We start from the raw sequence: 26,244 nt of genomic DNA, 5'->3' as shown, positions 1-26,244 counted from the left end.
GTCTGAAGGAGCGAGCGACGATGCCCGAGCTGAGGTCCCGCACAGTCACCCACGGCCGCAACATGGCGGGCGCACGTGCCCTGATGCGAGCCTCCGGTGTACCGGGCGCGGACATCGGCCGCAAGCCGATCATCGCCGTCGCCAACAGCTTCACGGAGTTCGTCCCCGGCCACACCCACCTCGCGCCGGTGGGCAGGATCGTCAGCGAGGCGGTAGTCGAGGCCGGTGGCATCCCGCGCGAGTTCAACACGATCGCCGTCGACGACGGCATCGCGATGGGCCACGGCGGCATGCTGTACTCGCTGCCCTCCCGCGACCTGATCGCGGACAGCGTGGAGTACATGGTCGAGGCGCACCGCGCGGACGCCCTGATCTGCATCTCCAACTGCGACAAGATCACCCCGGGCATGCTCAACGCCGCCCTGCGGCTGAACATCCCGACGGTCTTCGTCTCCGGCGGCCCGATGGAGGCCGGCCGGGCCACCCTGGTCGACGGCACGGTCCGCACACTGGACCTGATCGACGCGATGGTGGACGCCGCCAACGACCAGATCTCCGACGCCGACGTCCTGCGCATCGAGGAGAACGCCTGCCCGACCTGCGGCAGCTGTTCCGGCATGTTCACCGCCAACTCGATGAACTGCCTCACCGAGGCCATCGGCCTGTCCCTCCCCGGCAACGGCTCGGTCCTCGCCACCCACACGGCCCGCAAGGCGCTCTACGAGAACGCCGCCCGCACGGTCATGGACATCACCCGCCGCTACTACGAGCAGGACGACGAGACGGTCCTGCCGCGCGGCATCGCCACCGTCGCGGCCTTCGAGAACGCGATGGCGCTGGACATCGCCATGGGCGGCTCGACCAACACGATCCTGCACCTGCTGGCCGCCGCCCAGGAGGCGGAGGTCCCGTTCGGCCTGACCGAGATCGACGCCCTCTCGCGCCGCGTGCCCTGCCTGGCGAAGGTGGCGCCCAACGTCGCCAAGGACCGCACGTACTACATGGAGGACGTGCACCGCGCCGGCGGCATCCCCGCCCTGCTCGGCGAACTGCACCGCGCGGGCATGCTGAACGAGGACGTGCACTCGGTCCACAGCCCGTCCCTGGCCGACTGGCTGAAGACCTGGGACATCCGCGGCGGCTCCCCGTCCCCGGAGGCGGTGGAGCTGTGGCACGCGGCACCCGGCTGCGTCCGCTCCGCCGAGGCGTTCTCCCAGTCCGAGCGCTGGGACGCCCTCGACGAGGACGCCGAGGGCGGCTGCATCCGCTCCGCCGAGCACGCCTACTCCAAGGACGGCGGCCTGGCCGTGCTGCGCGGCAACCTCGCCGTCGACGGCTGCGTGGTCAAGACGGCCGGCGTCGACGAGTCCATCTGGACCTTCGAGGGCCCGGCGGTCGTCTGCGAGTCGCAGGACGAGGCCGTCGAGAAGATCCTCACCAAGCAGGTCGAGGAGGGCGACGTCGTCGTCATCCGCTACGAGGGTCCCAAGGGCGGCCCCGGCATGCAGGAGATGCTCTACCCGACGTCGTACCTGAAGAGCCGCGGCCTCGGAAAGGCCTGTGCCCTGATCACCGACGGCCGGTTCTCCGGCGGCACCTCCGGCCTCTCCATCGGCCACGCCTCCCCGGAGGCGGCGTCGGGCGGCACCATCGCCCTGGTCGAGGAGGGCGACCGCATCCGCATCGACATCCCGAACCGCTCGATCGAGCTCCTGGTGGACGACGCCGAGCTGGCCCGCCGCGAGCGGGAACTGAACGGCACGTACGCGCCGAAGAACCGCGACCGCAAGGTCTCGGCGGCTCTGAAGGCGTACGCGGCCATGGCCACGAGCGCCGACAAGGGCGCGGTGCGGGACATCTCGAAGCTCGCCTGACACCGGCCCGGCACCACCACCACCACGCGCGCGTGGCCCCTCATCCGTGGGGCACGCGCGCGGGGTGCTCTACCAGTCCGCCGGGTCCCGGCCGTCCACGGCGAAGACCGTGCCGTCGGGGGCGGCGGCGTAGACGTGGCCGTCGGCGAGCACCGGCTCGGGCAGCACGGCGACGACCCGGTCGGAAGCGGCCGCCATCCGGGGCTCCGTCTGCCCGACGAGGTGCCCCACCCGCGCGTCCACGGCGAGCAGCCGCCCGTCGGGCGCCGTGAGGAAGACGTGTCGCGCGTCGGCCACCGGCGCGGAAGTACGGGCCACACCGGTTTCCAGGCTCCACCGCTGCCGCAGCGCGCCCATGTCGACGGCCACGACCCGGCCGCCGGCCCCCGTCAGATGGGCGACCTCCCCGTGCACGGTTCCCTGAACCTGCGCCAGCGGGACGGACAGCGCCACCCGTCGTACCTCCTGGCTGTCCGGCGTGTAGTGGACCAGGGCCTTCGCCTCGCCGTAGACCGGGTCCGAGGAGGTGAGGACGACCGACCCGCCCGTGGTGCCGACCGGCTTCAGCATCCCCGTCAGTCGCGCGTCCCACCGCACCTCACCCGTCCGCGGATCGACGGCCGTGACCCGTGTGCTCGAACCGTCGCCGGAGGTGCTCGTGGCGTACGCCAGCGGATCTCCCGTGAACGACTCGAAGAGCGGGACGTCGTGTCCCGGTATCCGCCCGGTCCACCTCGTGTCGCCCGAGGCGCTGTCCACGCCGGTGACCGTGCCGTCGTCACCGGTGAGCACGAGCGTGTCGCCGGTGACGGCCAGGCCGCCGTACTCGGCGACGTCCTGCCGCCACACCGGCTTCCCCGAGGCCGGGTCGAGCGCCGCCGGTCCGTTGCCCTGGCTCGGCGCGGGCTGTACGAGACCGCCCGACACGACCGGCGGGCCGCCCGGCACCGACCGTGCGACGGTGCGCCGCCACAGCGTGCCGCCGCCGTCGGGATCGAGGGCGAACACCTGCCCCGGCAGGGCGCAGAACAGCCGGCCGGCTCCGTACGAGCACTGCGGGGTGCCCGGCTTCCCCGACGGCGCCACCTCCCACGCCTGGAACGCGGCCGCCGTGGTCCGCACACCGGTGGTCCGTCTCTCCGGGGCTTCGTCGCCGAGCAGTTGGACGGAGAACAGCGTGCCGAAGACGGCGAGGGCGAGCGCCCCGCCCCCGAGCAGCGCCCGCTTGCTCAGCGGAGGCCGCGCGGAGCGCCGGACCGCCACCTGCCCGGCGGGGGGCTCCCCGGCGTCCGTCCCGGGGCCGGAGCCGTGCTCTGCTGTTTCGGGTTCTTCAAGTTCTTCGGGTTCCGGTTCCGCCTGGTGGCCGGGCACGGCGCCCGTCGAGGCCGTCGGCTCCGTCCGCTGTGCCGGTATGAAGGCCTCGGCCAGGAACGCCCGGGTGTCGTACGAGGCCGCGACGGACCGCAGCTCCCGCATCAGCTCGTCCGGGGAGGGCCGGTCCTCGGGCTCCTTGGCCAGGCAGCGCACCACCAGCGGGGCGAGTTCCTCCGGCACGTCGGTCAGGTCGGGCTCGTCGTGCACGACCTGGTAGGCGACGACGTACGGGCTGTCGGAGTCGAACGGCCCGCGCCCGGTGGCCGCGTGCACCAGGAGCGAACCGAGCGCGAAGATGTCGGCGGAGGGCCCCACTTCACGAGGGCGCCGGAACTGCTCGGGCGCCATGAAGGGCGGGGTGCCGATCAACTTCCCCGTCTCGGTCCGCAGTTCGCTGTCCTTTGGCCGAGAGATACCGAAATCGATGACCTTCGGCCCGTCCTCGGCGAGCAGTACGTTGCTGGGCTTCAGGTCGCGGTGCACCACTCCGACGCGGTGGATGTCCCGCAGGCCCTCCGCGAGTCCGGCCATCAGCCTGCGCAACTGGGGCGAGGGCATCGGGCCGTTCCGCTTCACATGCTCGGCGAGGGTCGGCCCGGGGATGAACAGCGTTGCCATCCAGGGACGTTCGGCCTCCGGGTCGGCGTCGACGACCGGCGCGGTGAAGGCGCCGCTCACCCGCCGGGCCGCCGCCACCTCCTGCCGGAAACGCCCTCTGAACTCGCGGTCCCGCGCCAACTCGGCGTGCACGACCTTCACCGCGAGCTTCAGCCCGGACGTACTCCGGGCCAGATGCACCACGCCCATTCCGCCGGAGCCGAGGCACGACTCGAGACGGTAGTGACCGGCGTACTCGGGAAGTTCCGCTTCCGCGCCCGCTCCGACGTTCCGCTGTGGCGCCATGGGACCACCCCCGTGCTGTTCGTCCGCGCGCGCGACGCACGGAGCCTAGTCGATGATGCGTACGAGACCGAGGAGGCGTGCCCGCGTCCATGTTCAAACAACGCACAGGTGTGCGTGGCGTGATTCCGGGGAATGAACGGGACCCCATGACAGGCATGGGGGCACAACGGGGGAGGGTTTCCATGGCAGTCGACCACGTCGGAGAAGTCGGAGAAGTCGGAGAAGCAGAGGGCACCGTCGGAGCGGAATCGGCCGCGGCGGCCGTGCGCTACTACCCGGTCGCGCCGGGCCACCGGCTCAACGTCCGCAGCGGTCCGGGCACGAACTACACCATCGTCCGTACGCTGCCCGAGGGCGCGAAGGTGCCGATCTCCTGCCAGCGTCCGGGCACGACCGTCACCGGCCCCTACGGCACGTCGAACATCTGGGACAACATCGGCAACGGTGAGTACGTCTCGGACACGTACGTGCTGACCGGCAGCGACGGCTACGTGGCCCCGCGCTGCGGCTGACCCGGCCCGGGTCCCCTTCGTGGTCCGCCGGGGCCCGCTCGGGGTCGGCCCGGAGCCCGCCCGGGGCCCGCGGTGCCGCCGGAGCCATAATCGATGCGTGAGCGCAGAGAACGGCACCCCGGACAGCACCGCGGGCTCCCCGGGAACCCTGGCGGGTCCCCGCCCCGAGCCCATCCGCTTCTTCGGCACGACCTGGGTCGACCGCGACAACGGCTACGCGGCCCGCCGGGTCGGCGTCGCCGTCGGCGCACTCGCCGCCGCGGCCGTCTCCTGCATCGTCCTGCGCATCGCCTACCAGGGCCTTCGGATCGCCGAGGTCGGCGGCTTCGTCGGGATCCTCGCGGTCGGGATGTTCGCGGTCTGCAGCGCCCTCGCGTTCGGGCACACCTGGGAGGCGTTCAAGCGCCGCCCCGACCCCGACCGGCAGCGGTCCCTCCGCGGTCTGCTCAGCGTCGGCTTCGTCGGCTCCCTCCTCGCCTACTTCTTCCGTTCCCTCACCGAGGCCCCCGGTGAGAAGCTCCACCGCGAGGAGTACCGGACGGCCCGCGAGCAGTACGAGAGGCGGATCTCCCGCCGCTCCGGAAACCCCAGGAAACGCCGCCGCCCGTAGGGCCCGTCTCCGCAGTACGGGACCCGCCCCGCCCGACAACCCCTCAGACGCGTTCGACGACCTCGACATGCCAGATGTCAGGCGCCGGCGCGTCCCTTCGGCATGCCCGGATCCGCCGAGCCCGTGCCGCCCTCGTCCTGCGCCCGCCGCCGCTTGACGTGTCCCGACCCCGAGAGGATTATTCATCACATGATGAATTACTCCTCCGGTCCCCCACGCCCGGACGACGACACCCCCGCCGTCCGCGCCCAGGACCTCACCGTCGTCCGAGGCCCCCGCACCGTCCTGCACGGCCTCGACCTCACCGTCCCGCGCGGCCAGGTCACCGGCCTCCTCGGCCCCTCCGGCTGCGGCAAGTCGACCCTGATGCGGGCCGTCGTCGGCACCCAGGCCAAGGTCACCGGCACCCTGGACGTCCTCGGCCTCCCCGCGGGCCACTCCGCCCTGCGCACCCGCATCGGCTACGTCACCCAGGCGCCCTCGGTCTACGACGACCTGTCGGTCCGGCGGAACCTCGACTACTTCGCCGCGATCCTCGACCCGGGCCGGGCGGCCGCCGACCGCCGCCACGAGAACGTCACCCGCGCGATCACCGACGTCGACCTCACCACTCACGCCGACGCCCTCGCCGGAAACCTCTCCGGCGGTCAGCGCAGCCGCGTATCCCTGGCCGTCGCCCTCCTCGGCACCCCCGAACTGCTGGTCCTCGACGAACCCACGGTCGGCCTCGACCCCGTCCTGCGCCGCGACCTCTGGCAGCTCTTCCACGACATCGCCGCCGAACGGGGCGCGAGCCTGCTGATCTCCTCCCACGTCATGGACGAGGCCGAGCGCTGCCATCGCCTCCTGCTCATGCGCGCGGGCGAGATCCTCGCCGACGACACCCCCGACGCCCTCCGCACCCGCACCGGCTCCGAAACCGTCGAAGGCGCCTTCCTGCACCTGGTGGACGCGGCGGTCGCGGCAAGCCGCACGAAGGAGACCTCACGATGAGCACCCCCCGTACGACGACACGCCCCTCCGCCCCGACGAGCGCCCTGAACGCCTCCCGCACCCTCGCCACCGCGGCCCGGGTCCTGCGCCAGCTCCGCCACGACCCGCGCACGATCGCGCTGATGCTGCTCGTCCCCTGCCTGATGCTGCTCCTGCTCCGCTACGTGTTCGACGGCAGCCCGCGCGTCTTCGACAACATCGGCGCCTCGCTCCTCGGGATCTTCCCGCTGATCACGATGTTCCTGGTCACCTCCATCGCCACCCTGCGCGAGCGCACCTCCGGCACCCTCGAACGCCTCCTCGCCATGCCCCTCGGCAAGGGCGACCTGATCGCCGGCTACGCCCTCGCCTTCGGCGCGATCGCGATCGTCCAGTCGGCCCTGGCCACCGGACTGGCGGTCTGGTTCCTGGGGCTCGACGTCGTCGGCAGCCCATGGCTGCTCCTCCTGGTGGCCCTGCTCGACGCCCTCCTCGGCACGGCCCTCGGCCTCTTTGTCTCGGCCTTCGCGGCCTCGGAATTCCAGGCGGTCCAGTTCATGCCGGCAGTGATCTTCCCCCAGCTCCTCCTCTGCGGGCTCTTCACCGCACGCGACAACATGCACCCCGTCCTCGAGGGCATCTCCGACGTCCTCCCCATGTCCTACGCCGTGGACGGCATGAACGAGGTCCTCATGCACACCGACATGACCACCGTCTTCGTACGCGACGTCCTGATCGTCACCGGCTGCGCCCTGCTCGTCCTCGCCCTGGGCGCGGCGACCCTGCGCCGCAGGACCGCCTGACACCACGGACCGCCCACCCGGGCGGCTCACCCGGCCGTCCGCCCAGCGGACACCACCCCACCCCGGGCCGCCCGAGTGCGAGGATGAACCAGGACGACGCGCACACCCCGGAAGGCACCCCCAGCCATGGCTCAGAAAGTCGCAGTCCTCGGCACCGGCAAGATCGGTGAAGCCCTGCTCAGCGGAATGATCCGCGGCGGCTGGGCCCCCGCCGACCTCCTGGTCACCGCCCGCCGCCAGGAACGGGCCGACGAACTCCGCGCCCGCCACGGAGTCACCCCGGTCACCAACCTCGAAGCCGCCAAGACCGCCGACACCCTGATCCTCACGGTCAAGCCGCAGGACATGGCCGCCCTCCTCGTCGAACTCGCCCCGCACGTCCCCGCCGACCGTCTCGTCATCAGCGGCGCCGCCGGTATCCCCACCTCCTTCTACGAGGAACGCCTCGCCGCCGGCACCCCGGTGGTGCGCGTCATGACCAACACCCCCGCCCTGGTCGACGAGGCCATGTCGGTCATCTCCGCCGGCAGCCACGCCACCCCCGAACACGTCGCCCACGCCGAGGAGATCTTCGGTTCCGTCGGCAAGACCCTCCGCGTCCCGGAGTCCCAGCAGGACGCCTGCACCGCCCTCTCCGGCTCCGGCCCGGCGTACTTCTTCTACCTGGTCGAAGCCATGACCGACGCCGGCATCCTGCTCGGCCTGCCCCGCGACAAGGCCCACGACCTGATCGTCCAGTCCGCGATCGGCGCCGCGACCATGCTCCGAGACAGCGGCGAGCACCCCGTGAGGCTCCGCGAGAACGTCACCTCCCCGGCCGGCACCACCATCAACGCCATCCGCGAGCTGGAGAACCACGGCGTACGGGCCGCTCTCATCGCCGCCCTCGAAGCAGCCCGCGACCGCAGCCGCGAACTGGCCTCCGGCACCAAGGACTGAGGACCCGGGGCCCCCGGTGGTCACCCCGTCGGTCCAGGACCTCCTCCCGGAAGCGCGAAGGTCCTGGACCGACGACTGACCGCCGATCACCGTCGAGCGGGGCGGCCCGCGCTACACCCCGGCCGCCGGGAGCAAGCCGATCGCCCGATGGGCGGCATCCACGGTCGGCCGAGCCATGCCCCTCGCCCGCTCCGCGCCGTCCCGCAACACTCCCTCCACATAACCGGGATCCGCGCACAACTCCTTGTGTTTCTCCTGCACCGGCCTCAACACCTCGACCACGGCCTCCGCGGTGTCCTTCTTCAAGGCCCCGTACGACTCGTACGCACCGGCCAACGACTCCGGGTCCCCACCCGAGCACGCAGCGAGGATCTCCAGCAGATTCGCCACCCCCGGCCGCGCCTCCCTGTCGTGCACGACGTCGTGCCCGCTGTCGGTCACCGCTCGCGCGACCTTCTTCCGCACCACGTCCGGCTCGTCCAGCAGATAGACGATCCCCGGCCCGACGTCGTCGCTCTTCCCCATCTTCGACATCGGGTCCTGCAGATTCATCACCCGTGCCGCCACCGCGGGATGCGTGGCCCGGGGCACGACGAAGGTGTGCCCGTACCGCTGGTTGAACCGCACGGCCAGATCCCGAGCCAGCTCCACGTGCGGCCTCTGGTCGTCACCCACGGGCACCTCGTCCGTCCCGTACGCCAGGATGTCCGCCGCCATCAGCACGGGATACGTCAGCAACGACAACCGCACGCTCCCGCCCCGCCGCTGCTCCCGGGAGGCCTTCTCCCTGTACTGGATCATCCGCCGCATCTCGCCGTCGGTCGCCACGCACTCCAGCAGGTACGACAAACGGGCGTGTTCGTCGACATGGCTCTGCACGAACACGGTGCACGACTCCGGATCCAGCCCGGTGGCCAGCAACAGCGTCGCCGCCTGCCGGCTCAGTCTGCGTACCCGTGCCGGATCGTGGTCCACGGTCAGTGCGTGCAGATCGACGACGCAGAACACCGCGTCCGCCCGGTGCTGGTCGACCGCGGCCCACCGCCGCATGGCCCCCAGGTAGTTCCCCAGCGTCAGATGGCCGGTCGGTTTGATCCCGCTGAAGACCCGTGTCATCTCTTCCCGTCTCCGTCTCCCGGTCGTGCCCGCCGCCTCGGCCGGCCGCCTCCGAGTCCTGGATGGAGAGACGAGAACGGCCACCTGAGCGGCGGCCGTTGAGTGCATACGTAGGACGGCCGCTGTCAGGCGGCCCACCAGAACTGGCTGTACGTACGCGTGGTCATGCGGGCCAGGCTACGCCCTGGAGCCGGCCCGCGGGGGCGGATCGGAGCGCGAGTTGACATGCTCCGGCGTGATCCGTACTGTTCTCCGAGTTGTCCGACGTGAGCACCGACTCCGGTCGGTCCCCGGGCAACCATCCCGCAAGTACCGCAACTGCTCGACGGCAGTCTTCTGTCTGCCGTCATGCCATTGGTGCGTGTATTCGTGGAATGAGGAATCCGCGTTCGAAAGGACGCAGGCCCCCGATTAGCTCGGGAGCCAGGAATCCGCTAGAGTCTCACTCGTCGGAACGGCCCAACGGCCGGAAAGACAAACCCCGCTGACCGGGGGTCAGGTCGAAGAAAAAGATCTGATAGAGTCGGATCCGCCGGAAAGGGAAACGCGGAAAGCGGGAACCCGGAAAGCGAAACCCGAGGAAATCGGATCGGAAAGATCTGATAGAGTCGGAAACGCAAGATCGAAGGGAAGCGCCCGGAGGAAAACCCGCAGGGGTGAGTACGAAGGAAGCGTCCGTTCCTTGAGAACTCAACAGCGTGCCAAAAATCAACGCCAGATATGTTGATACCCCGTCTCCGGTCATCAGGCCGGGACGAGGTTCCTTTGAAGAATCACAGCGAGGACGCTGTGAACCGCCGGACTATTCCTCCGGTGGTTCCGCTCTCGTGTGTGTCACCGGGACATCCCGGAAGCATTCACGGAGAGTTTGATCCTGGCTCAGGACGAACGCTGGCGGCGTGCTTAACACATGCAAGTCGAACGATGAACCACTTCGGTGGGGATTAGTGGCGAACGGGTGAGTAACACGTGGGCAATCTGCCCTCCACTTCGGGACAAGCCCTGGAAACGGGGTCTAATACCGGATACCACCCCCGCCCGCATGGGCGGGGGTCGAAAGCTCCGGCGGTGGAGGATGAGCCCGCGGCCTATCAGCTGGTTGGTGAGGTAACGGCTCACCAAGGCGACGACGGGTAGCCGGCCTGAGAGGGCGACCGGCCACACTGGGACTGAGACACGGCCCAGACTCCTACGGGAGGCAGCAGTGGGGAATATTGCACAATGGGCGCAAGCCTGATGCAGCGACGCCGCGTGAGGGACGACGGCCTTCGGGTTGTAAACCTCTTTCAGCAGGGAAGAAGCGCAAGTGACGGTACCTGCAGAAGAAGCGCCGGCTAACTACGTGCCAGCAGCCGCGGTAATACGTAGGGCGCGAGCGTTGTCCGGAATTATTGGGCGTAAAGAGCTCGTAGGCGGCCTGTCGCGTCGGTTGTGAAAGCCCGGGGCTCAACCCCGGGTCTGCAGTCGATACGGGCAGGCTAGAGTTCGGTAGGGGAGATCGGAATTCCTGGTGTAGCGGTGAAATGCGCAGATATCAGGAGGAACACCGGTGGCGAAGGCGGATCTCTGGGCCGATACTGACGCTGAGGAGCGAAAGCGTGGGGAGCGAACAGGATTAGATACCCTGGTAGTCCACGCCGTAAACGGTGGGCACTAGGTGTTGGCGACATTCCACGTCGTCGGTGCCGCAGCTAACGCATTAAGTGCCCCGCCTGGGGAGTACGGCCGCAAGGCTAAAACTCAAAGGAATTGACGGGGGCCCGCACAAGCAGCGGAGCATGTGGCTTAATTCGACGCAACGCGAAGAACCTTACCAAGGCTTGACATACACCGGAAAACCCTGGAGACAGGGTCCCCCTTGTGGTCGGTGTACAGGTGGTGCATGGCTGTCGTCAGCTCGTGTCGTGAGATGTTGGGTTAAGTCCCGCAACGAGCGCAACCCTTGTCCCGTGTTGCCAGCAGGCCCCTCCGGGGGTGCTGGGGACTCACGGGAGACCGCCGGGGTCAACTCGGAGGAAGGTGGGGACGACGTCAAGTCATCATGCCCCTTATGTCTTGGGCTGCACACGTGCTACAATGGCCGGTACAATGAGCTGCGATACCGCGAGGTGGAGCGAATCTCAAAAAGCCGGTCTCAGTTCGGATTGGGGTCTGCAACTCGACCCCATGAAGTCGGAGTTGCTAGTAATCGCAGATCAGCATTGCTGCGGTGAATACGTTCCCGGGCCTTGTACACACCGCCCGTCACGTCACGAAAGTCGGTAACACCCGAAGCCGGTGGCCCAACCCCTCGTGGGAGGGAGCCGTCGAAGGTGGGACTGGCGATTGGGACGAAGTCGTAACAAGGTAGCCGTACCGGAAGGTGCGGCTGGATCACCTCCTTTCTAAGGAGCACTTCTCACCGATCCCCTCGGGGTGAGGTCAGGGGCCAGTACATCGGCGAACGTCCGATGCTGGTTGCTCATGGGTGGAACGTTGATTATTCGGCCGGCCGTCTCGGGCCGGAGACTGCAAGTACCGCTCCCCGGAGCGTGGAACGCATGATCTCCGGACGGACGCCGGCCGGGCACGCTGTTGGGTGTCTGAGGGCACGGCCGCACGGCCGGGAAGCCTTCGGTGCCGGCCCCGGTGCACCCGAGCCTCGGCTCGGGGTGACGGGTGGTCGGTCGTTGTTTGAGAACTGCACAGTGGACGCGAGCATCTGTGGCCAAGTTTTTAAGGGCGCACGGTGGATGCCTTGGCACCAGGAACCGATGAAGGACGTGGGAGGCCACGATAGTCCCCGGGGAGCCGTCAACCAGGCTGTGATCCGGGGGTTTCCGAATGGGGAAACCCGGCAGTCGTCATGGGCTGTCACCCATACCTGAACACATAGGGTATGCGGAGGGAACGCGGGGAAGTGAAACATCTCAGTACCCGCAGGAAGAGAAAACAACCGTGATTCCGGGAGTAGTGGCGAGCGAAACCGGACGAGGCCAAACCGCAGGCGTGTGAGACCCGGCAGGGGTTGCGCATGCGGGGTTGTGGGATCTCTCTTCCACGGTCTGCCGGCCGTGGGACGAGTCAGAAACCGTATGGATAGGCGAAGGACATGCGAAAGGTCCGGCGCAGAGGGTAAGACCCCCGTAGCCGAAATCTGTACGGCTCGTTGGAGAGACACCCAAGTAGCACGGGGCCCGAGAAATCCCGTGTGAATCCGGCGGGACCACCCGCCAAGCCTAAATATTCCCTGGTGACCGATAGCGGACAGTACCGTGAGGGAATGGTGAAAAGTACCCCGGGAGGGGAGTGAAATAGTACCTGAAACCGTGTGCCTACAAGCCGTGGGAGCGTCGCATGCAGGCTTGCCTGCATGTCGTGACTGCGTGCCTTTTGAAGAATGAGCCTGCGAGTTTGCGGTGTGTTGCGAGGTTAACCCGGGTGGGGAAGCCGTAGCGAAAGCGAGTCCGAACAGGGCGTTTCAGTAGCACGCTCAAGACCCGAAGCGGAGTGATCTAGCCATGGGCAGGTTGAAGCGGCTGTAAGAGGTCGTGGAGGACCGAACCCACCAGGGTTGAAAACCTGGGGGATGACCTGTGGTTAGGGGTGAAAGGCCAATCAAACTCCGTGATAGCTGGTTCTCCCCGAAATGCATTTAGGTGCAGCGTCGCGTGTTTCTTGCCGGAGGTAGAGCACTGGATAGGCGATGGGCCCTACCGGGTTACTGACCTTAGCCAAACTCCGAATGCCGGCAAGTGAGAGCGCGGCAGTGAGACCGTGGGGGATAAGCTCCATGGTCGAGAGGGAAACAGCCCAGAGCATCGACTAAGGCCCCCAAGCGTACGCTAAGTGGGAAAGGATGTGGAGTCGCACAGACAACCAGGAGGTTGGCTTAGAAGCAGCCATCCTTGAAAGAGTGCGTAATAGCTCACTGGTCTAGTGATTCCGCGCCGACAATGTAGCGGGGCTCAAGCGTACCGCCGAAGTCGTGTCATTGCGATATGTACCCCCAACGGGGATCGTGATGGGTAGGGGAGCGTCGTGTGCCGGGTGAAGCAGCCGCGGAAGCGAGTTGTGGACGGTTCACGAGTGAGAATGCAGGCATGAGTAGCGATTCACACGTGAGAAACGTGTGCGCCGATTGACCAAGGGTTCCTGGGTCAAGCTGATCTGCCCAGGGTAAGTCGGGACCTAAGGCGAGGCCGACAGGCGTAGTCGATGGACAACCGGTTGATATTCCGGTACCCGCTGTGAAGCGACAGACATCGAACCAGGCGATGCTAAGTCCGTGAAGCCGCCCCGGATCCTTCGGGTGAAGGGGAGTGGTGGAGCCGACGGACCAGACCTGTAGTAGGTGAGTGATGGGGTGACGCAGGAAGGTAGTCCAGCCCGGGCGGTGGTTGTCCCGGGGTAAGGGTGTAGGACGTCAGGCAGGCAAATCCGCCTGACATGTGTCTGAGACCCGATGCCGAGCCGATTGCGGTGAAGTGGATGATCCTATGCTGTCGAGAAAAGCCTCTAGCGAGTTTCATGGCGGCCCGTACCCCAAACCGACTCAGGTGGTCAGGTAGAGAATACCGAGGCGTTCGGGTGAACTATGGTTAAGGAACTCGGCAAAATGCCCCCGTAACTTCGGGAGAAGGGGGGCCACGCCCGGTGATGAGCTTCGCGCTCTGAGCTGGGGGTGGCCGCAGAGACCAGCGAGAAGCGACTGTTTACTAAAAACACAGGTCCGTGCGAAGCCGTAAGGCGAGGTATACGGACTGACGCCTGCCCGGTGCTGGAACGTTAAGGGGACCGGTCAGTCAGGATTCGTCCTGGCGAAGCTGAGAACTTAAGCGCCAGTAAACGGCGGTGGTAACTATAACCATCCTAAGGTAGCGAAATTCCTTGTCGGGTAAGTTCCGACCTGCACGAATGGCGTAACGACTTCTCGACTGTCTCAACCATAGGCCCGGTGAAATTGCATTACGAGTAAAGATGCTCGTTTCGCGCAGCAGGACGGAAAGACCCCGGGACCTTTACTACAGTTTGATATTGGTGTTCGGTTCGGCTTGTGTAGGATAGCTGGGAGACCGTGAAACCGCCACGCCAGTGGTGGTGGAGTCGTCGTTGAAATACCAGTCTGGTCGTGCTGGATGTCTAACCTGGGTCCGTGATCCGGATCAGGGACAGTGTCTGATGGGTAGTTTAACTGGGGCGGTTGCCTCCTAAAGGGTAACGGAGGCGCCCAAAGGTTCCCTCAGCCTGGTTGGCAATCAGGTGGTGAGTGTAAGTGCACAAGGGAGCTTGACTGTGAGACCGACGGGTCGAGCAGGGACGAAAGTCGGGACTAGTGATCCGGCGGTGGCTTGTGGAAGCGCCGTCGCTCAACGGATAAAAGGTACCCCGGGGATAACAGGCTGATCTTCCCCAAGAGTCCATATCGACGGGATGGTTTGGCACCTCGATGTCGGCTCGTCGCATCCTGGGGCTGGAGTCGGTCCCAAGGGTTGGGCTGTTCGCCCATTAAAGCGGTACGCGAGCTGGGTTTAGAACGTCGTGAGACAGTTCGGTCCCTATCCGCTGCGCGCGCAGGAACATTGAGAAGGGCTGTCCCTAGTACGAGAGGACCGGGACGGACGAACCTCTGGTGTGCCAGTTGTTCTGCCAAGGGCATGGCTGGTTGGCTACGTTCGGGAGGGATAACCGCTGAAAGCATCTAAGCGGGAAGCCTGCTTCGAGATGAGTGTTCCCACCCACTTGATGGGGTAAGGCTCCCAGTAGACGACTGGGTTGATAGGCCGGATCTGGAAGCCTCGTAAGGGGTGGAGGTGACCGGTACTAATAGGCCGAGGGCTTGTCCTCAGTTGCTCGCGTCCACTGTGTTGGTTCTGAAACCACGAACGACCCCGCGCCCGTTGGGTGTGGTGCGGTTGAGTGTTTCATAGTGTTTCGGTGGTCATAGCGTGGGGGAAACGCCCGGTTACATTCCGAACCCGGAAGCTAAGCCTTACAGCGCCGATGGTACTGCAGGGGGGACCCTGTGGGAGAGTAGGACGCCGCCGAACAAATCGTGGGAGAGCCCCGCACCGACAGGTGCGGGGCTTTCTGCGTTTAGGGTCGAGGTCATGCACTATGATCTGGTCATTTTTGACAACGACGGCGTGCTCGTCGACAGCGAGCCCATTTCCAACCGGCTGCTGGCCGGCTATCTCACCGAGCTCGGGCATCCGACGTCGTACGAGGACTCCATCCATGACTACATGGGGTCCGCCATGCATCGGGTGCACGACCTGGTGGAGGAGAGGACCGGGCAGCGGTTGCCGGCCGACTTCGACGACGTGTTCCACGCCCGCGTCTTCGCAGCGTTCGAGCGGGAGTTGAAGCCGATCACCGGTGCCGTGGACGTACTGGAGCGGCTGGCCGCCGACGGTGTGCCGTACTGTGTCGCCTCGTCCGGGAGCCATGAGCGGATTCGGGTGGGCCACCGCACGACCGGGCTGGACCGGTGGTTCGAGGACGAGCGGATCTTCAGCTCGCAGGATGTGGGACGGGGCAAGCCGGCACCGGACCTCTTCCTGCACGCGGCCGAGCGGATGGGTGTCGCACCGGAGCGGTGTGTCGTGGTCGAGGACAGCCCTCTTGGCGTCCAAGCCGCGGTCGCCGCGGGGATGGACGTGTACGGGTTCGCCTCGATGACGCCGGCGGAGAAGCTCGCCGGGGCCACTCGACTCTTCGCCGACATGAGGGAGTTGACGGAACTGCTCCGCTGAAACCGAGTCCGCTGAGACCGAGCGGAATTCACCTTCGGCCGGACCTACCCACCAGTACACCGGGGCCCTACGCTCGCCGCCATGACTGATGTGCTGCGGCGCGGCAGGGCCTCGTTGGCGTTCGGCTTCCTCGTGCAGGGCGTCGCCTTCGCTCTGCTCGTGACGCGGATTCCGGCCATCCAGGACCGGTACGGGGTCTCCGACGCGTTGCTGCCGGTTTTTCTCGCCGCGGTGCCCGTCCTGGCCGGTATCGGGAGTGTGACGACGGAGCGGCTGGTGCGGCGGGTGCCGGCGAGCCGGGTGCTGCGGTGGTCGCAGCCGGTCGTGCTGCTGGCGCTGCTCGGGGTCGGGACCGGGGAGCAACTGGCCGGGCCGGCTGTGGCGCTGGCCGTGTTCGGGCTGGCGGTGGGGGCGCTGGACGCCTCGATGAACATGCTGGGGGTGAGTCTGCAGCGGGCGTACGGGCGCAGCATCATGCTGAGTTTCCATGCCGCCTACAGCCTGGGCGGGATCGCCGGGGCGTCGCTCGCGTGGGTGGGGGCGCACTGGCAGTGGGCGCTGTGGGTGTCGTATCTGCCGGTCGTGCTGGTGCTGATGCCGGCGGTGTCGGTCGGGAGCCGGTGGTACGTCGACGGTGAGGGCGGCGGGGAGGGCCGGGGGCGCGGGCGGGGCCGTCACCTTCAAGCTGCTGTTGCCGCTGTGTGTGGTGATGACGGTGGCGTACATCGGGGACTCGACGGTCTCGAACTGGAGCACGAAGTACCTCCAGGACGTGCTGGGGAGTTCGGAGCAGTTGGCGACCGTTCCATACAACGTCTACATGGTCACCACGCTGCTGGGGCGGACGCTCGGCGACTTCGGGGTGCGGCGGTTCGGGGCCGTGGTGGTGGTGCGGGCCGGGGCGCTGTCGGCGGCGGTGGGGTTCGCCGTGGTGGCCGGGGCGCCCGGGGAGCGGGTGGGGATGCTGGGGTTCACGCTGCTGGGGCTGGGGCTGGGGCTGGGGCTCTGCGTGCTGGTGCCGCAGACCTTCGCGGCGGCGGGGCGGCGCGCTTTCGCGCAGGGCGGCCCGGGGGCTTCGGACGTGGCCGTGGCACGCCTCAACGTCTTCAATTATGTGGGGTTCCTGATCGGTTCCCCGTTGGTCGGGGCGCTCGGGGACGCCTGGAGTTATCGCGGGGCGATGCTGGTGCCGATGGTGTTGGTGCTGGTGACGCTGGTGTACGCCAGGTCGTTCGCGCCCGAACCGGACCGGTACGGTGGCGGGCATGAGCGGCCGCACACAACTGATGTGGGACGAGGCAGTAACGGGCTATGACTTCGGCCGGGACCATCCGATGGACCCGGTGCGGCTCGCGCTGACCCGGAGCCTGGTGGGCGCGTTCGGGCTGGATCGCGAGGTGGCGGTGGTCGCCGCGAAGACGGCCGGGGACTCGACGCTGCGGCTGGTGCACCGCGAGGACTACATCCGCGCGGTGCGGGCGGCCTCGGCGGACCCGGGGACGGCGGACCCGTCGTACGGGCTGGGGACGATGGACGATCCGGCCTTCACCGGGATGCACGAGGTGTCGGCGCTGATCGCGGGGCAGTCGGTGGGCGCGGCGGAGGCGGTGTGGCGCGGGGATGCGCTGCACGCGGTGAACTTCACGGGCGGACTGCACCACGCGATGCCGGGGGCGGCCTCGGGCTTCTGCGTGTACAACGACGCCGCGCTGGCCATCGCCCGGCTGCTGGAGCTGGGGGCCGAGCGCGTCGCGTACGTGGACGTCGACGTGCATCACGGGGACGGCGTGCAGGCCGCGTTCTGGGAGGACCCGCGGGTGCTGACGGTGTCGTTGCACGAGCATCCCCGGACGCTGTTCCCGCAGACCGGATGGCCGGAGGAGACGGGGGCGGACAGCGCGGAGGGCAGCGCGGTCAATGTGGCCCTGCCGGCCGGGACCGGGGACGCGGGATGGCTGCGGGCGTTCCACGCCGTGGTGCCGGAGCTGCTCGAGGACTTCCGGCCGCAGGTGCTGGTGACCCAGCACGGCGCCGACACGCACTTCGAGGATCCGCTGGCGCATCTGGCGGTGTCGCTGGACGCGCAGCGCGCGGTGCAGATGGCGTGCCACGAGCTGGCGCACGAGTACGCCGACGGGCGCTGGGTGGCCCTGGGCGGCGGTGGTTACGCGGTGGTGGAGGTCGTGCCGCGGTCCTGGACCCATCTGGTGGCGATCGCGGCCGAGCGGCCGGTGGATCCGGCGACGGTGATCCCCGAGAGCTGGCGGCAGGAGGTGTACGCCCGGACCCGGCGACTGGGGCCGGCACGGATGACCGACGGCCGGTGGCCCGTTTCCTGGGCGCCCTGGGAGGCCGGCTACGACCCGGCGGACCGGCTGGACCAGGCGGTACTGGCGACCCGCCGAGCGGTGTTCCCGCTGCGGGGGCTGCTGGCGTGAACGGGCCGGAGCCGGGCTTCGCGGCCCGGCTCCGAAGCGGGTCCCGCTCGTTGTGCTTACGCCAACCGTGCGGTGTTTCCCGTTTCCCGGGGCGCCCGCGCTCCGGGTCGCGCACCATCGCTCCCGTGCCGACCACAGCTGACCCCGCCGGCCCCGCCGACCGCGTAGGCCTTCGTAGGCATCTGCTGGCCGCCCGGCTGGCCGGGGTCGTGGCCACCACGCGGGAGGAGAGCCTGCGGAGTTACCGGCTCTTCGCCGCCCGGGATCCGCGCCTGCTGATCGGCCTGGACCCGGAACGGGTGTGGAGCCAACGGGAATTGATCGAGTTGATGGCGGACAGGTGTGGTGTTTCGGCCGATCCACACCATGTTTCCGGGCATGATGTGATCGACCCGGAGCGGACCCTGGCGGCTCTGGACGCCTGTGCGGAGCGTCTCGCGGTCGCCGCCCGAAGAGGTGTGCCCGTGCTGCTCGGCACCGGCCACCCGCACCGGCTGCTCGGTTTCTACGCCGCTCTGGCAGACGCCCTGTCGGCGGCGGGATGTGACGTCCTCACCCCGGCGCGGGGTCGCTCTGTCGACATAACGACCCGGTTCGGTCTACGTACGTACCGCCTCGACTACGTGCGAGGAGTCGCGCTCGTCCGGGGCGCGGTTCCCGAACGCCCCGGTGGTGAGCCCGGCGCACACACGCACTCCCCGCTCCCGGTTCGGACCGCGCTCGCCGGGGCCGCCGAGGCCGGCGGGCCGCTTCCCGGGCTGGTGATCGGAGACCACGGCTGGGTCTGCGGCGCAGGTCAGCTGGGGTTCGAGGCCATCGCGCTGGCCGATGTGAACGACCCCGCCCCGTTCGTGGGGGAGGTCGAGGGGTGTGTGTCGGTGGTGGTTCCACTTGATGACGGCGTACGGTCCGATCACTATGCGCCGCTGACCCGCTACGTACTCAATCGAGCCCGTCTGTCACAGTAGGCCGCCGATGGGTACACCTCTTCCCCACTCGCATCACCCGCCCCTACATTGGGGAGTGAGCACGCAGCGACGAAGAGTCACCGGAAGGGGAAGCCGGTGGCCGTCGAGTGCGGAAGGTTCAGGTGTGTCATGGCTGCAGCTGGCGAAAGGCCTCTGAACGAGGTTCAGTTCCTTACCGTGGCGGAGGTCGCCTCGGTGATGCGAGTGTCGAAGATGACCGTGTACCGGCTGGTGCACAGCGGTCATCTGCCCGCGATCCGGGTGGGGCGGTCCTTCCGCGTCCCGGAGCAAGCGGTTCACGAGTACCTCCGCGAGAGCTACGTGGGGGTGGACACCGCCTGACGGCGAACCGGGGAGGACCCGTACAGGACACTCGCGGGCCTCCCTGATCTCCTCGATTACGACCTCAGCGCTCGGGCGGGTAGGCTGGCCCCTCGTAGGTCGTGTGGGCCCATGGCGCCCAAACACCGAGTGATGAGAAGTGAGCGAGGGTAGTCGTGGGCTCTGTTATCAAGAAGCGGCGCAAGCGGATGGCCAAGAAGAAGCACCGCAAGCTGCTCAAGCGCACGCGCGTTCAGCGTCGCAACAAGAAGTAAGCGGCGTCGCGGAACCGTGTCCAGTGGCCCCCCACCGGTGAGGTGGGGGGCCACTGTCTTTACGTGTGGCCGGGTCTGTTCGCCTTTCCCCGATTGCCGTCACTTCAGGTATCGAGTGGGCACCACAGAGCGACCGTGACCCGTTAGGTTGGCGGGCAGGACGTAGGCAAGAGGAAGGCACTGGTCTTGGGAAAGGTCGTGCTCGTGACGGGAGTGGCCCGCCCTTTGGGGGGTCGTTTCGTCCGACGGATCCAGCGTGACCCGGATGTGGAACGGGTCGTCGCCGTGGACGCGGTCCGGCCCGCGCACCATCTGGGCGGTGCCGACTTCGTCCAGGCCGACATCCGGCAGCCCACCGTCGCGCGCGTGCTCGCGGAGGCCGGTGCCGACACCGTCGTGCACCTGGACGTCACGGGCACGCCGCTCGGCAGCGGCAGCAGCCGGACGGCACTCAAGGAGACCAACGTCATCGGCACCATGCAGCTGCTCGGCGCCTGTCAGAAGTCCCCGCGCGTCGAACGCCTGGTGGTGAAGTCCAGTACGAACGTCTACGGCTCCGCGCCCCGCGACCCGGCGGTCTTCACCGAGACGACCCCGCCCAAGTCCCTGCCCAGCGGCGGGTTCGCGAAGGACGCGGTCGAGGTCGAGGGCTATGTGCGTGGCTTCGCGCGCCGCCGCCCGGATGTCGCCGTGTGCGTGCTCAGGTTCGCCAACATCCTGGGCCCCGCCGCGGACAGCCCGCTCGCCGCGTACTTCTCGCTGCCGGTCCTGCCGACCGTGTTCGGCTACGATCCGCGGCTGCAGTTCGTGCACGAGGACGATGTGATCGAAGTGTTGCGCCTGGCCGCGCACGAACCCCGGCGCGGCACGCTCAACAGCGGCACCTTCAACATCGCCGGCGATGGTGTCCTGCTGCTGTCCCAGTGCTCGCGGCGGCTCGGCCGGCCCACCGCGCCGCTACTGCTCCCGGCGGTCACCTGGGCGGGCTCGCTGGTGCGTACGCTGGGAGTGTCGGACTTCTCACCGGAGCAGATCCGGCTGCTCACACACGGCCGGGCGGTGGCGACGGACCAGATGCGCGAGACACTGGGCTTCACACCGAAGTACACGACTGCAGAAACGTTCACGGACTTCGTGCGCAGCCGTGGCCCCGGACTGCTTCCGCCGGAGGTCCTCGCGAGGACCGTCGACCGGATCGCCGCACTGCCCCTGCCGGGCAGCGATCACCCCCCGAAGCAGAGCGCCAACTGAGGAGCGCAGCAACGATGGCGGACGCCAAGGTCATTCCGTTCGACGACGACCGTTCCCGCGGGGGTGCGGGGGGCGCAGGCGGTGCCGGGGGGGCGGGGCAGCGCCCGTCGCGCCGCCGTGGCGCGGGCAGCCGGCGCAAGGGCGGCGGGGCCGCCTCGATGGGCGAGGTCCAGTCCCTGCCCGGCCGGGCGCACGCGAAGGACGACGCTCCGGTGCCTGGTGAACCCCGCGAACACCGGCTCCAGGAGCCGGTCACGGGCGGCGGTGACGCGGGTGGCGGCGCACGCCCGGACGCAGGCGACGGAGATGGCCTGGACCGGCGTGTCGCCAGTGGCCTGGCCTTCCTGCGCCGTCGGCTCACGGGGGACTACGCGGTCGACGACTTCGGCTACGACGAGGAGCTCACCGACCAGGTCCTGATGTCGCTGCTGCGCCCGGTGTACGAGAAGTACTTCCGGGTCGAGGTGAAGGGCATCGAGAACATCCCCTCGGAGGGCGGCGCCCTGATCGTCGCCAACCACTCCGGGACGCTGCCGATGGACGGCCTGATGATGCAGGTCGCCGTCCACGACAACCACCCGGCCGACCGGCATCTGCGGCTGCTCGCGGCGGACCTGGTGTTCATGCTGCCGGTGGTCAACGAGCTCGCCCGAAAGCTCGGCCACACCCTGGCCTGTGCCGAGGACGCGGCACGGCTGCTGGAGCAGGGGGAACTGGTCGGGGTGATGCCGGAGGGCTTCAAGGGCCTCGGCAAGCCCTTCGCCGACCGCTACAAGCTCCAGCGCTTCGGGCGCGGCGGTTTCGTGTCCACGGCACTGCGCGCGCGGACGCCGATCATCCCGTGCTCGATCGTCGGGGCGGAGGAGATCTACCCGATGATCGGCAACGCCCGTACCATCGCCCGGCTGCTCGGCTTTCCGTACTTCCCGCTGACGCCGACCTTCCCGTGGCTCGGCCCGCTCGGCGCGATCCCGCTGCCGACGAAGTGGACGATCCAGTTCGGCGAGCCGATCCACACGGAGAACTATCCGCCGGAGGCGGCCGAGGATCCGATGCTGATGTTCAACCTGACCGACCAGGTCCGGGAGCAGATCCAGCACACCCTCTACAAGCTGCTGGTCCAGCGAAGGTCGGTGTTCTTCTAGAGAGCGACGGACGGACGTACGTGGTCGGGGTGCCCCCTCGTCGTAAGGAGACACCCCGACCACGTACGGCCTGCCGTTCAGTCCGGCTCCGGTCGACGGTCCTAGTCGACGGTCTCGCTGTCGATGCCCAACCCCGGGAGCAGGCCGGGCAGGAGGGGCGGGAGGGTGACGTCGGGCTGGGCGGGCGGGGTGGTGCCGCCGGTGGACGGCGGTGAGGTGCTGACGCCGGTCTCCTCCGGTGGGCCGAGCAGCCCGCCGTTGTCGCCGCCGAGCAGGCTGTCGCTCTCGTCCCCGGAGTCGGCGGACCGGCTGGGGTCGCTGCTGCTGGTGCTGTCCTGGTCGGGGCTGTCGGTGCCGGTGCCGGGCGTCTGGGAACGGCCGACACCGGACGGGGCGCCGGGTGTGGCCCCGGAGTCGTCCTGCGGCTCGCCGTTGTCGCCGCTGTCCCCGGCCGGTGGGCGGGGGAGCAGGGACTGCAGCGGGGCGACGTCCTCGTCTATGGCGTCGAACACCGACGACACCTGCCGGCTGACGTCCCCGAGCTGCGCGGGCAGTCTGTCGCGCAGGGAGCCCCAAGCCTGCCGGTGCGAGTGGGAGAAGGAGGAGAGGGCCTGCATGGGACCCAGGGAGTCCGGGTCGATGCGGTACGCCTCGCGCAGCAGCCGATGGCCCTCGGACGCGTCGTGCCGCATACCGGACAGGGCGCGGCGGATCTCGCCGACCGATTCGTGGTCGAGGGGGCCGCCGCGGTCGCGCTCCATCAGCCGACGGGCCTCGCTGAGCCGAGTGGAGGCGTGGTCGAGGAGGACGCGGCCACGCTCGTCGTTGCCGTCGGCCAGGCCGAGCTTGACGTCCTCTATGCCGCGCTTGAGGCCGTAGAGCGAGTCACCGGGCAGGGCGTCGGAGCTGGCGACGGAGACTCCGCCGAGGGCACCGGCGGCCACGGTGACGCCGAGGCCGCCCGCGGTGAGCCCCTTGGCCAACCGTGAGCGCGGTCTCAGCTTCCCCAGGGGGGTCGCCCGGTGAGCGCCCCGGGCACGGCGTGAACGCTGTTCGGGTGCGGACGGATCCGCTGCCTCGCCCGCGGCGGTGCCTTCCTGGAGCATGGCCTCGAACGCGGCCACCAGTCGGGCCCGCTGGACGACCTTGACCTCGGGATCAAGCTCCGGCTTGGGCAGCGCGTCGAGACCGGCGGCGAGCGTGAGCAGCCGCTCCTGTTCCGTCTTCGCGGCGGCCGGTCCCGGTGCCGATCCTTCGGGCTGCTCGGCCGCTGTGACCCGGTCGGACTGCTCCTCCAGGGCCTGGGCGAAGGCGCTCGCCCGCCGGTGCGCCGATACGTTCGCGATCACTGGCGGCACCTCCTCTCGTCATGACGATCGACTCCCCAGGGGGTCCTGAGGGTTCCACCCCCTGACCATGTCCACACGATCGGGTGATCGGAGTCGGTGGGGAGTGACCACAGGGAGCCTGCATCCCGCACAACGAGCGGCGCGGTACTTGGGTTACGCGTGCCGAAGGATCGGTTGGGGGAGTCAACGGAGTTTCACCTAAGGTGAGTTGGCTGTCACGGAGGGTGTGTCGTCGGTGCGGGTCCGTTCCGCTCAGCGTGCGTCCTCCGGGAGGAGCCGGGCGAGGGTGCGGACGGCCCGGTACTGGAGGGTCTTGATCGCCCCCTCGTTCTTTCCCATCGCGCGGGCGGTCTCCGCGACGGAGAGGCCCTGGAGGAAACGGAGCGTGACGCATTCGCGCTGTTGGGGGTTGAGTCGTCGTACGGCGTCGAGGAGGGCGGCGTTGGAGAGGTATTCGAGGACGGAGTCCTCCGGGGACCGCTCGACCTCGTTGGCGTCGAGCATCTCCCCGGTGGTGACTTCGAGGCGGAAGCGGCTGGACTTGAAGTGGTCGGCGACCAGGTTGCGGGCGATGGTGACGAGCCAGGCGCCGAAGTCACGCCCCTGCCAGGTGAAGGTGCCGATGCGGCGGAGCGCCCGCAGAAAGGTCTCGCTGGTGAGGTCCTCGGCGGTCGCCTTGCTGCCCACCCGGTAGTAGATGTAGCGGTACACGGTGTCGCTGTACTGGTCGTAGAGCCGTCCGAAGGCGTCGGCCTCGCCGGCCTGGGCGCGCTCCACGAGGTCCATCATCCGGGCGCTGTCGCTGTCCGCGGCGGGGCGGCGCGCGGTGGCCGCGCCGGACGAGCGTCCGCGCCTGGCCACCGCGGCGCTGTCGTCGGTGAGGGCGTAGCTGGGGCCGACGGGTGGGTCGGCGATGGCGTAGCAGGGGCCGACGGTGGCGGTGGCGAAAGCGGGGACGGCGTACGCGGTGGGGACGAAGCCGCGCAACAACTCCCGGGCCGTGACGACTGCGGTGCGCAGTGCGGTCAGGCCCGAGTCGTCAACCCCGACGTGTGGGTACACGGGACTCCCAGAGGCAGAGCTTCCATCACGTGCAGTACGGGCCGTTCACCCGTCGTAGCGACGGCGGGGTGCCCGAATGCGTCTGAGGAGAATAACGCTTCGTGCAGGCACTGCTACACCGAGTTGCTCAAATCACCGATTACGTCGCTTCCGTGACCTGTTGACGCACATTCAAGTAACGGATGTTGATCGAATGTTGACCGAAAAGCTTCGCTTCCCGGTTCGGTACAGGGCGTGTTGTGGCCGTGTGCAGCCAAGAGGACTGGACAGCGGGGTTGCGGGGTACGCCAGCTGGATTGGCCGGGTTGAGGGCGGGGCGCCACTTTTGTTCCCCGCTGATCAGGCCTGCGGCCGTACGGGTGTCCGTCGCCGCCGAGTTGACTGGTCACCCGGCGTGCGCGGGAGCGCCGCCGAGCTCAGGGCCGTCAGGTTCAGCGCGGCCGGGTTCAGCGCCGGCGGCGGTGCATCGCGATGGCCGCCGCCGTGCCGCCGGCCACCGCGCCCACGCCCGCGGCCGCCGGGATGCCGACCTTCGCCGCCTTGCGGCCCGTCCGGTAGTCGCGCAGGCGCCAGTCCATCGCGCGGGCGTGCTTGCGCAGCTTGGAGTCCGGGTTGATCGCGTACGGGTGCCCGACCAGCGAGAGCATCGGGATGTCGTTGTGCGAGTCGCTGTACGCGGCGCAGCGGTCCAGGTCCAGGTCCTCCGCCGTCGCCAGCGCGCGTACGGCCTCCGCCTTCGCCGGGCCGTGCAGCGGTTCGCCCACGAGTTTGCCGGTGTACACGCCGCCGATGGACTCGGCCACCGTCCCCAGCGCCCCGGTCAGGCCCAGGCGCCGCGCGATCACCTGGGCGATCTCCACCGGCGCCGCCGTGACCAGCCACACCCGCTGCCCGGCGTCCAGGTGTGCCTGCGCCAGTGCCCGCGTACCCGGCCAGATCCGCCCGGCCATGTACTCGTCGTAGATCTCCTCGCCGATGGACTTCAGCTCGGAGACCCGGTGGCCCTTGACGATGGAGAGCGCCGAGTCGCGCGCGTCCTGCATGTGCTCGGGGTCCTCGACGCCGGCCAGCCGGAACCACGTCTGCTGCCACGCGAACCGCGCGAGGTCGCGCGTCTCGAAGAACTTCCGCTTGTACAGACCCCGCCCGAAGTGGAACAGGGCCGCGCCCTGCATCACCGTGTTGTCCAGGTCGAAGAACGCGGCGGCCCGGTCGTCGCCGTGAACCGGGAACTCCGGTTCACGGGCGGAAATTTCCTGAGTGGATTTGCGGGCAGCCTCCGCCGAGGCCTCGCCTGCCAACACGCTCCGCGCCGTGGCGGAGCGCCTACGGGGGGTGAGCCATCCGAGAGCGGCCATGGCGTCGAGCATAACCAGTCCGGTCGGCGGTTCCGGACCCGAGAGGTTTGGACACCGTGAACTCTGCACGTCCGTGTCGTTAAAGTGCCGCCCCTCCGGGCTGAGCAGGAGTGAGTCCGTTCGGCCGCACGCCCCGAACGGCCTTGGGTGCTCCCCCACTGCCTCAAGGGCGTGGGAGGTGCCCCCGGGTCCCTGGCGTACTCGACTCCGGGGCGGCGACACGCGTCCGGCGCGTGGTCC

General features: G+C 68.5%; 18 protein-coding genes, 3 rRNA genes and 1 pseudogene. 17 read left to right on the top strand and 5 right to left on the bottom strand.

The annotated features are described in order from the left end of the window. Nucleotides 1–20 precede the first annotated feature (20 nt). Nucleotides 21–1,874 carry a dihydroxy-acid dehydratase gene (ilvD, locus tag AC6F7H_RS11190; RefSeq protein ID WP_500756834.1) on the top strand — a complete coding sequence of 618 codons (1,854 nt, stop codon included), beginning with the start codon at nt 21–23 and terminating at the stop codon, nt 1,872–1,874. A gap of 69 nt (nt 1,875–1,943) precedes the next feature. On the opposite strand, the gene AC6F7H_RS11185 is transcribed toward ilvD, so the two are convergent. Continuing rightward, a complete protein-coding gene (locus AC6F7H_RS11185) occupies nt 1,944–4,151 on the bottom strand; it encodes a serine/threonine-protein kinase (protein ID WP_500756833.1) in 2,208 nt (735 codons plus the stop codon). 182 nt (nt 4,152–4,333) lie between these two features. On the opposite strand from AC6F7H_RS11185, the gene AC6F7H_RS11180 reads away from it, so the two are divergent. From AC6F7H_RS11180 to proC, 5 genes are all read left to right on the top strand, one after another. Continuing rightward, nucleotides 4,334–4,663: an SH3 domain-containing protein gene (locus AC6F7H_RS11180; RefSeq protein ID WP_500756832.1), complete on the top strand. Its 330-nt coding sequence runs from the start codon at nt 4,334–4,336 to the stop codon at nt 4,661–4,663. A 97-nt stretch (nt 4,664–4,760) separates the two neighbouring features. Further along, nucleotides 4,761–5,273, top strand: coding sequence for an EamA/RhaT family transporter (locus AC6F7H_RS11175; RefSeq protein ID WP_500756831.1), 513 nt, complete (start codon nt 4,761–4,763; stop codon nt 5,271–5,273). 189 nt (nt 5,274–5,462) lie between these two features. Next, entirely contained in the window at nt 5,463–6,266 is an 804-nt protein-coding gene (locus AC6F7H_RS11170; protein ID WP_500756830.1) for an ABC transporter ATP-binding protein, read from the top strand. Then, nucleotides 6,263–7,048: an ABC transporter permease gene (locus AC6F7H_RS11165; protein ID WP_500756829.1), complete on the top strand. Its 786-nt coding sequence runs from the start codon at nt 6,263–6,265 to the stop codon at nt 7,046–7,048. The genes AC6F7H_RS11170 and AC6F7H_RS11165 overlap by 4 nt, the downstream gene beginning before the upstream one ends. Before the next feature lie 126 nt (nt 7,049–7,174). Further along, complete coding sequence (gene proC / locus AC6F7H_RS11160) at nt 7,175–7,987, top strand: pyrroline-5-carboxylate reductase (RefSeq protein WP_363041126.1); 813 nt, start codon at nt 7,175–7,177, stop codon at nt 7,985–7,987. A 111-nt stretch (nt 7,988–8,098) separates the two neighbouring features. Here proC and trpS read toward each other — a convergent pair whose 3' ends face one another. After that, nucleotides 8,099–9,103: a tryptophan--tRNA ligase gene (trpS, locus tag AC6F7H_RS11155; protein WP_500756828.1), complete on the bottom strand. Its 1,005-nt coding sequence runs from the start codon at nt 9,101–9,103 to the stop codon at nt 8,099–8,101. An 856-nt stretch (nt 9,104–9,959) separates the two neighbouring features. On the opposite strand from trpS, the gene AC6F7H_RS11150 reads away from it, so the two are divergent. The 11 genes and pseudogenes from AC6F7H_RS11150 to AC6F7H_RS11100 all read left to right on the top strand — a co-directional run bounded on the left by AC6F7H_RS11150 (nt 9,960) and on the right by AC6F7H_RS11100 (nt 22,235). Continuing rightward, nucleotides 9,960–11,487, top strand: a 16S ribosomal RNA gene (locus AC6F7H_RS11150). A 321-nt stretch (nt 11,488–11,808) separates the two neighbouring features. Beyond that, a 23S ribosomal RNA gene (locus AC6F7H_RS11145) occupies nt 11,809–14,929 on the top strand. Nucleotides 14,930–15,015: 86 nt separating this feature from the next. Then, nucleotides 15,016–15,132 (top strand): 5S ribosomal RNA (rrf, locus tag AC6F7H_RS11140). Together the 16S, 23S and 5S rRNA genes form the textbook arrangement of a ribosomal RNA operon. A gap of 60 nt (nt 15,133–15,192) precedes the next feature. Then, nucleotides 15,193–15,837, top strand: a complete 645-nt coding sequence (locus AC6F7H_RS11135) for an HAD family hydrolase (protein WP_500756827.1) — start codon at nt 15,193–15,195, stop codon at nt 15,835–15,837. 81 nt (nt 15,838–15,918) lie between these two features. Continuing rightward, nucleotides 15,919–17,152 (top strand): annotated as a pseudogene (locus tag AC6F7H_RS11130) (MFS transporter). Continuing rightward, entirely contained in the window at nt 17,103–18,275 is a 1,173-nt protein-coding gene (locus AC6F7H_RS11125) for an acetoin utilization protein AcuC (RefSeq protein ID WP_500756826.1), read from the top strand. The pseudogene AC6F7H_RS11130 and the gene AC6F7H_RS11125 overlap by 50 nt, the downstream one beginning before the upstream one ends. Nucleotides 18,276–18,400: 125 nt before the next feature. Beyond that, nucleotides 18,401–19,243, top strand: a complete 843-nt coding sequence (locus AC6F7H_RS11120; protein ID WP_500756825.1) for a phosphatase — start codon at nt 18,401–18,403, stop codon at nt 19,241–19,243. Between the two features lie 129 nt (nt 19,244–19,372). Then, on the top strand, nt 19,373–19,585 hold the full coding sequence (locus AC6F7H_RS11115; protein WP_157842153.1) for a helix-turn-helix domain-containing protein: 213 nt from the start codon (nt 19,373–19,375) through the stop codon (nt 19,583–19,585). 155 nt (nt 19,586–19,740) lie between these two features. Next, on the top strand, nt 19,741–19,839 hold the full coding sequence (locus AC6F7H_RS11110; protein WP_003948845.1) for a 30S ribosomal protein bS22: 99 nt from the start codon (nt 19,741–19,743) through the stop codon (nt 19,837–19,839). A 186-nt stretch (nt 19,840–20,025) separates the two neighbouring features. Continuing rightward, nucleotides 20,026–21,090, top strand: a complete 1,065-nt coding sequence (locus tag AC6F7H_RS11105; RefSeq protein WP_500756824.1) for an NAD-dependent epimerase/dehydratase family protein — start codon at nt 20,026–20,028, stop codon at nt 21,088–21,090. Between the two features lie 14 nt (nt 21,091–21,104). After that, a complete protein-coding gene (locus tag AC6F7H_RS11100) occupies nt 21,105–22,235 on the top strand; it encodes a lysophospholipid acyltransferase family protein (RefSeq protein ID WP_500756823.1) in 1,131 nt (376 codons plus the stop codon). A gap of 101 nt (nt 22,236–22,336) precedes the next feature. On the opposite strand, the gene AC6F7H_RS11095 is transcribed toward AC6F7H_RS11100, so the two are convergent. From AC6F7H_RS11095 to AC6F7H_RS11085, 3 genes are all read right to left on the bottom strand, one after another. Further along, nucleotides 22,337–23,584: a DUF5667 domain-containing protein gene (locus AC6F7H_RS11095; protein ID WP_500756822.1), complete on the bottom strand. Its 1,248-nt coding sequence runs from the start codon at nt 23,582–23,584 to the stop codon at nt 22,337–22,339. A 252-nt stretch (nt 23,585–23,836) separates the two neighbouring features. Then, a complete protein-coding gene (locus AC6F7H_RS11090) occupies nt 23,837–24,646 on the bottom strand; it encodes an ECF subfamily RNA polymerase sigma factor, BldN family (protein WP_500756821.1) in 810 nt (269 codons plus the stop codon). 446 nt (nt 24,647–25,092) lie between these two features. Then, nucleotides 25,093–26,004: an HAD family hydrolase gene (locus tag AC6F7H_RS11085; RefSeq protein WP_500756820.1), complete on the bottom strand. Its 912-nt coding sequence runs from the start codon at nt 26,002–26,004 to the stop codon at nt 25,093–25,095. Nucleotides 26,005–26,244 lie beyond the last annotated feature (240 nt).

Source organism: Streptomyces sp. MMS24-W38, assembly GCF_059889265.1.
The sequence above is the reverse complement of the archived record's forward strand: the minus strand, read 5'-3'. Positions and strand labels throughout refer to the sequence as shown.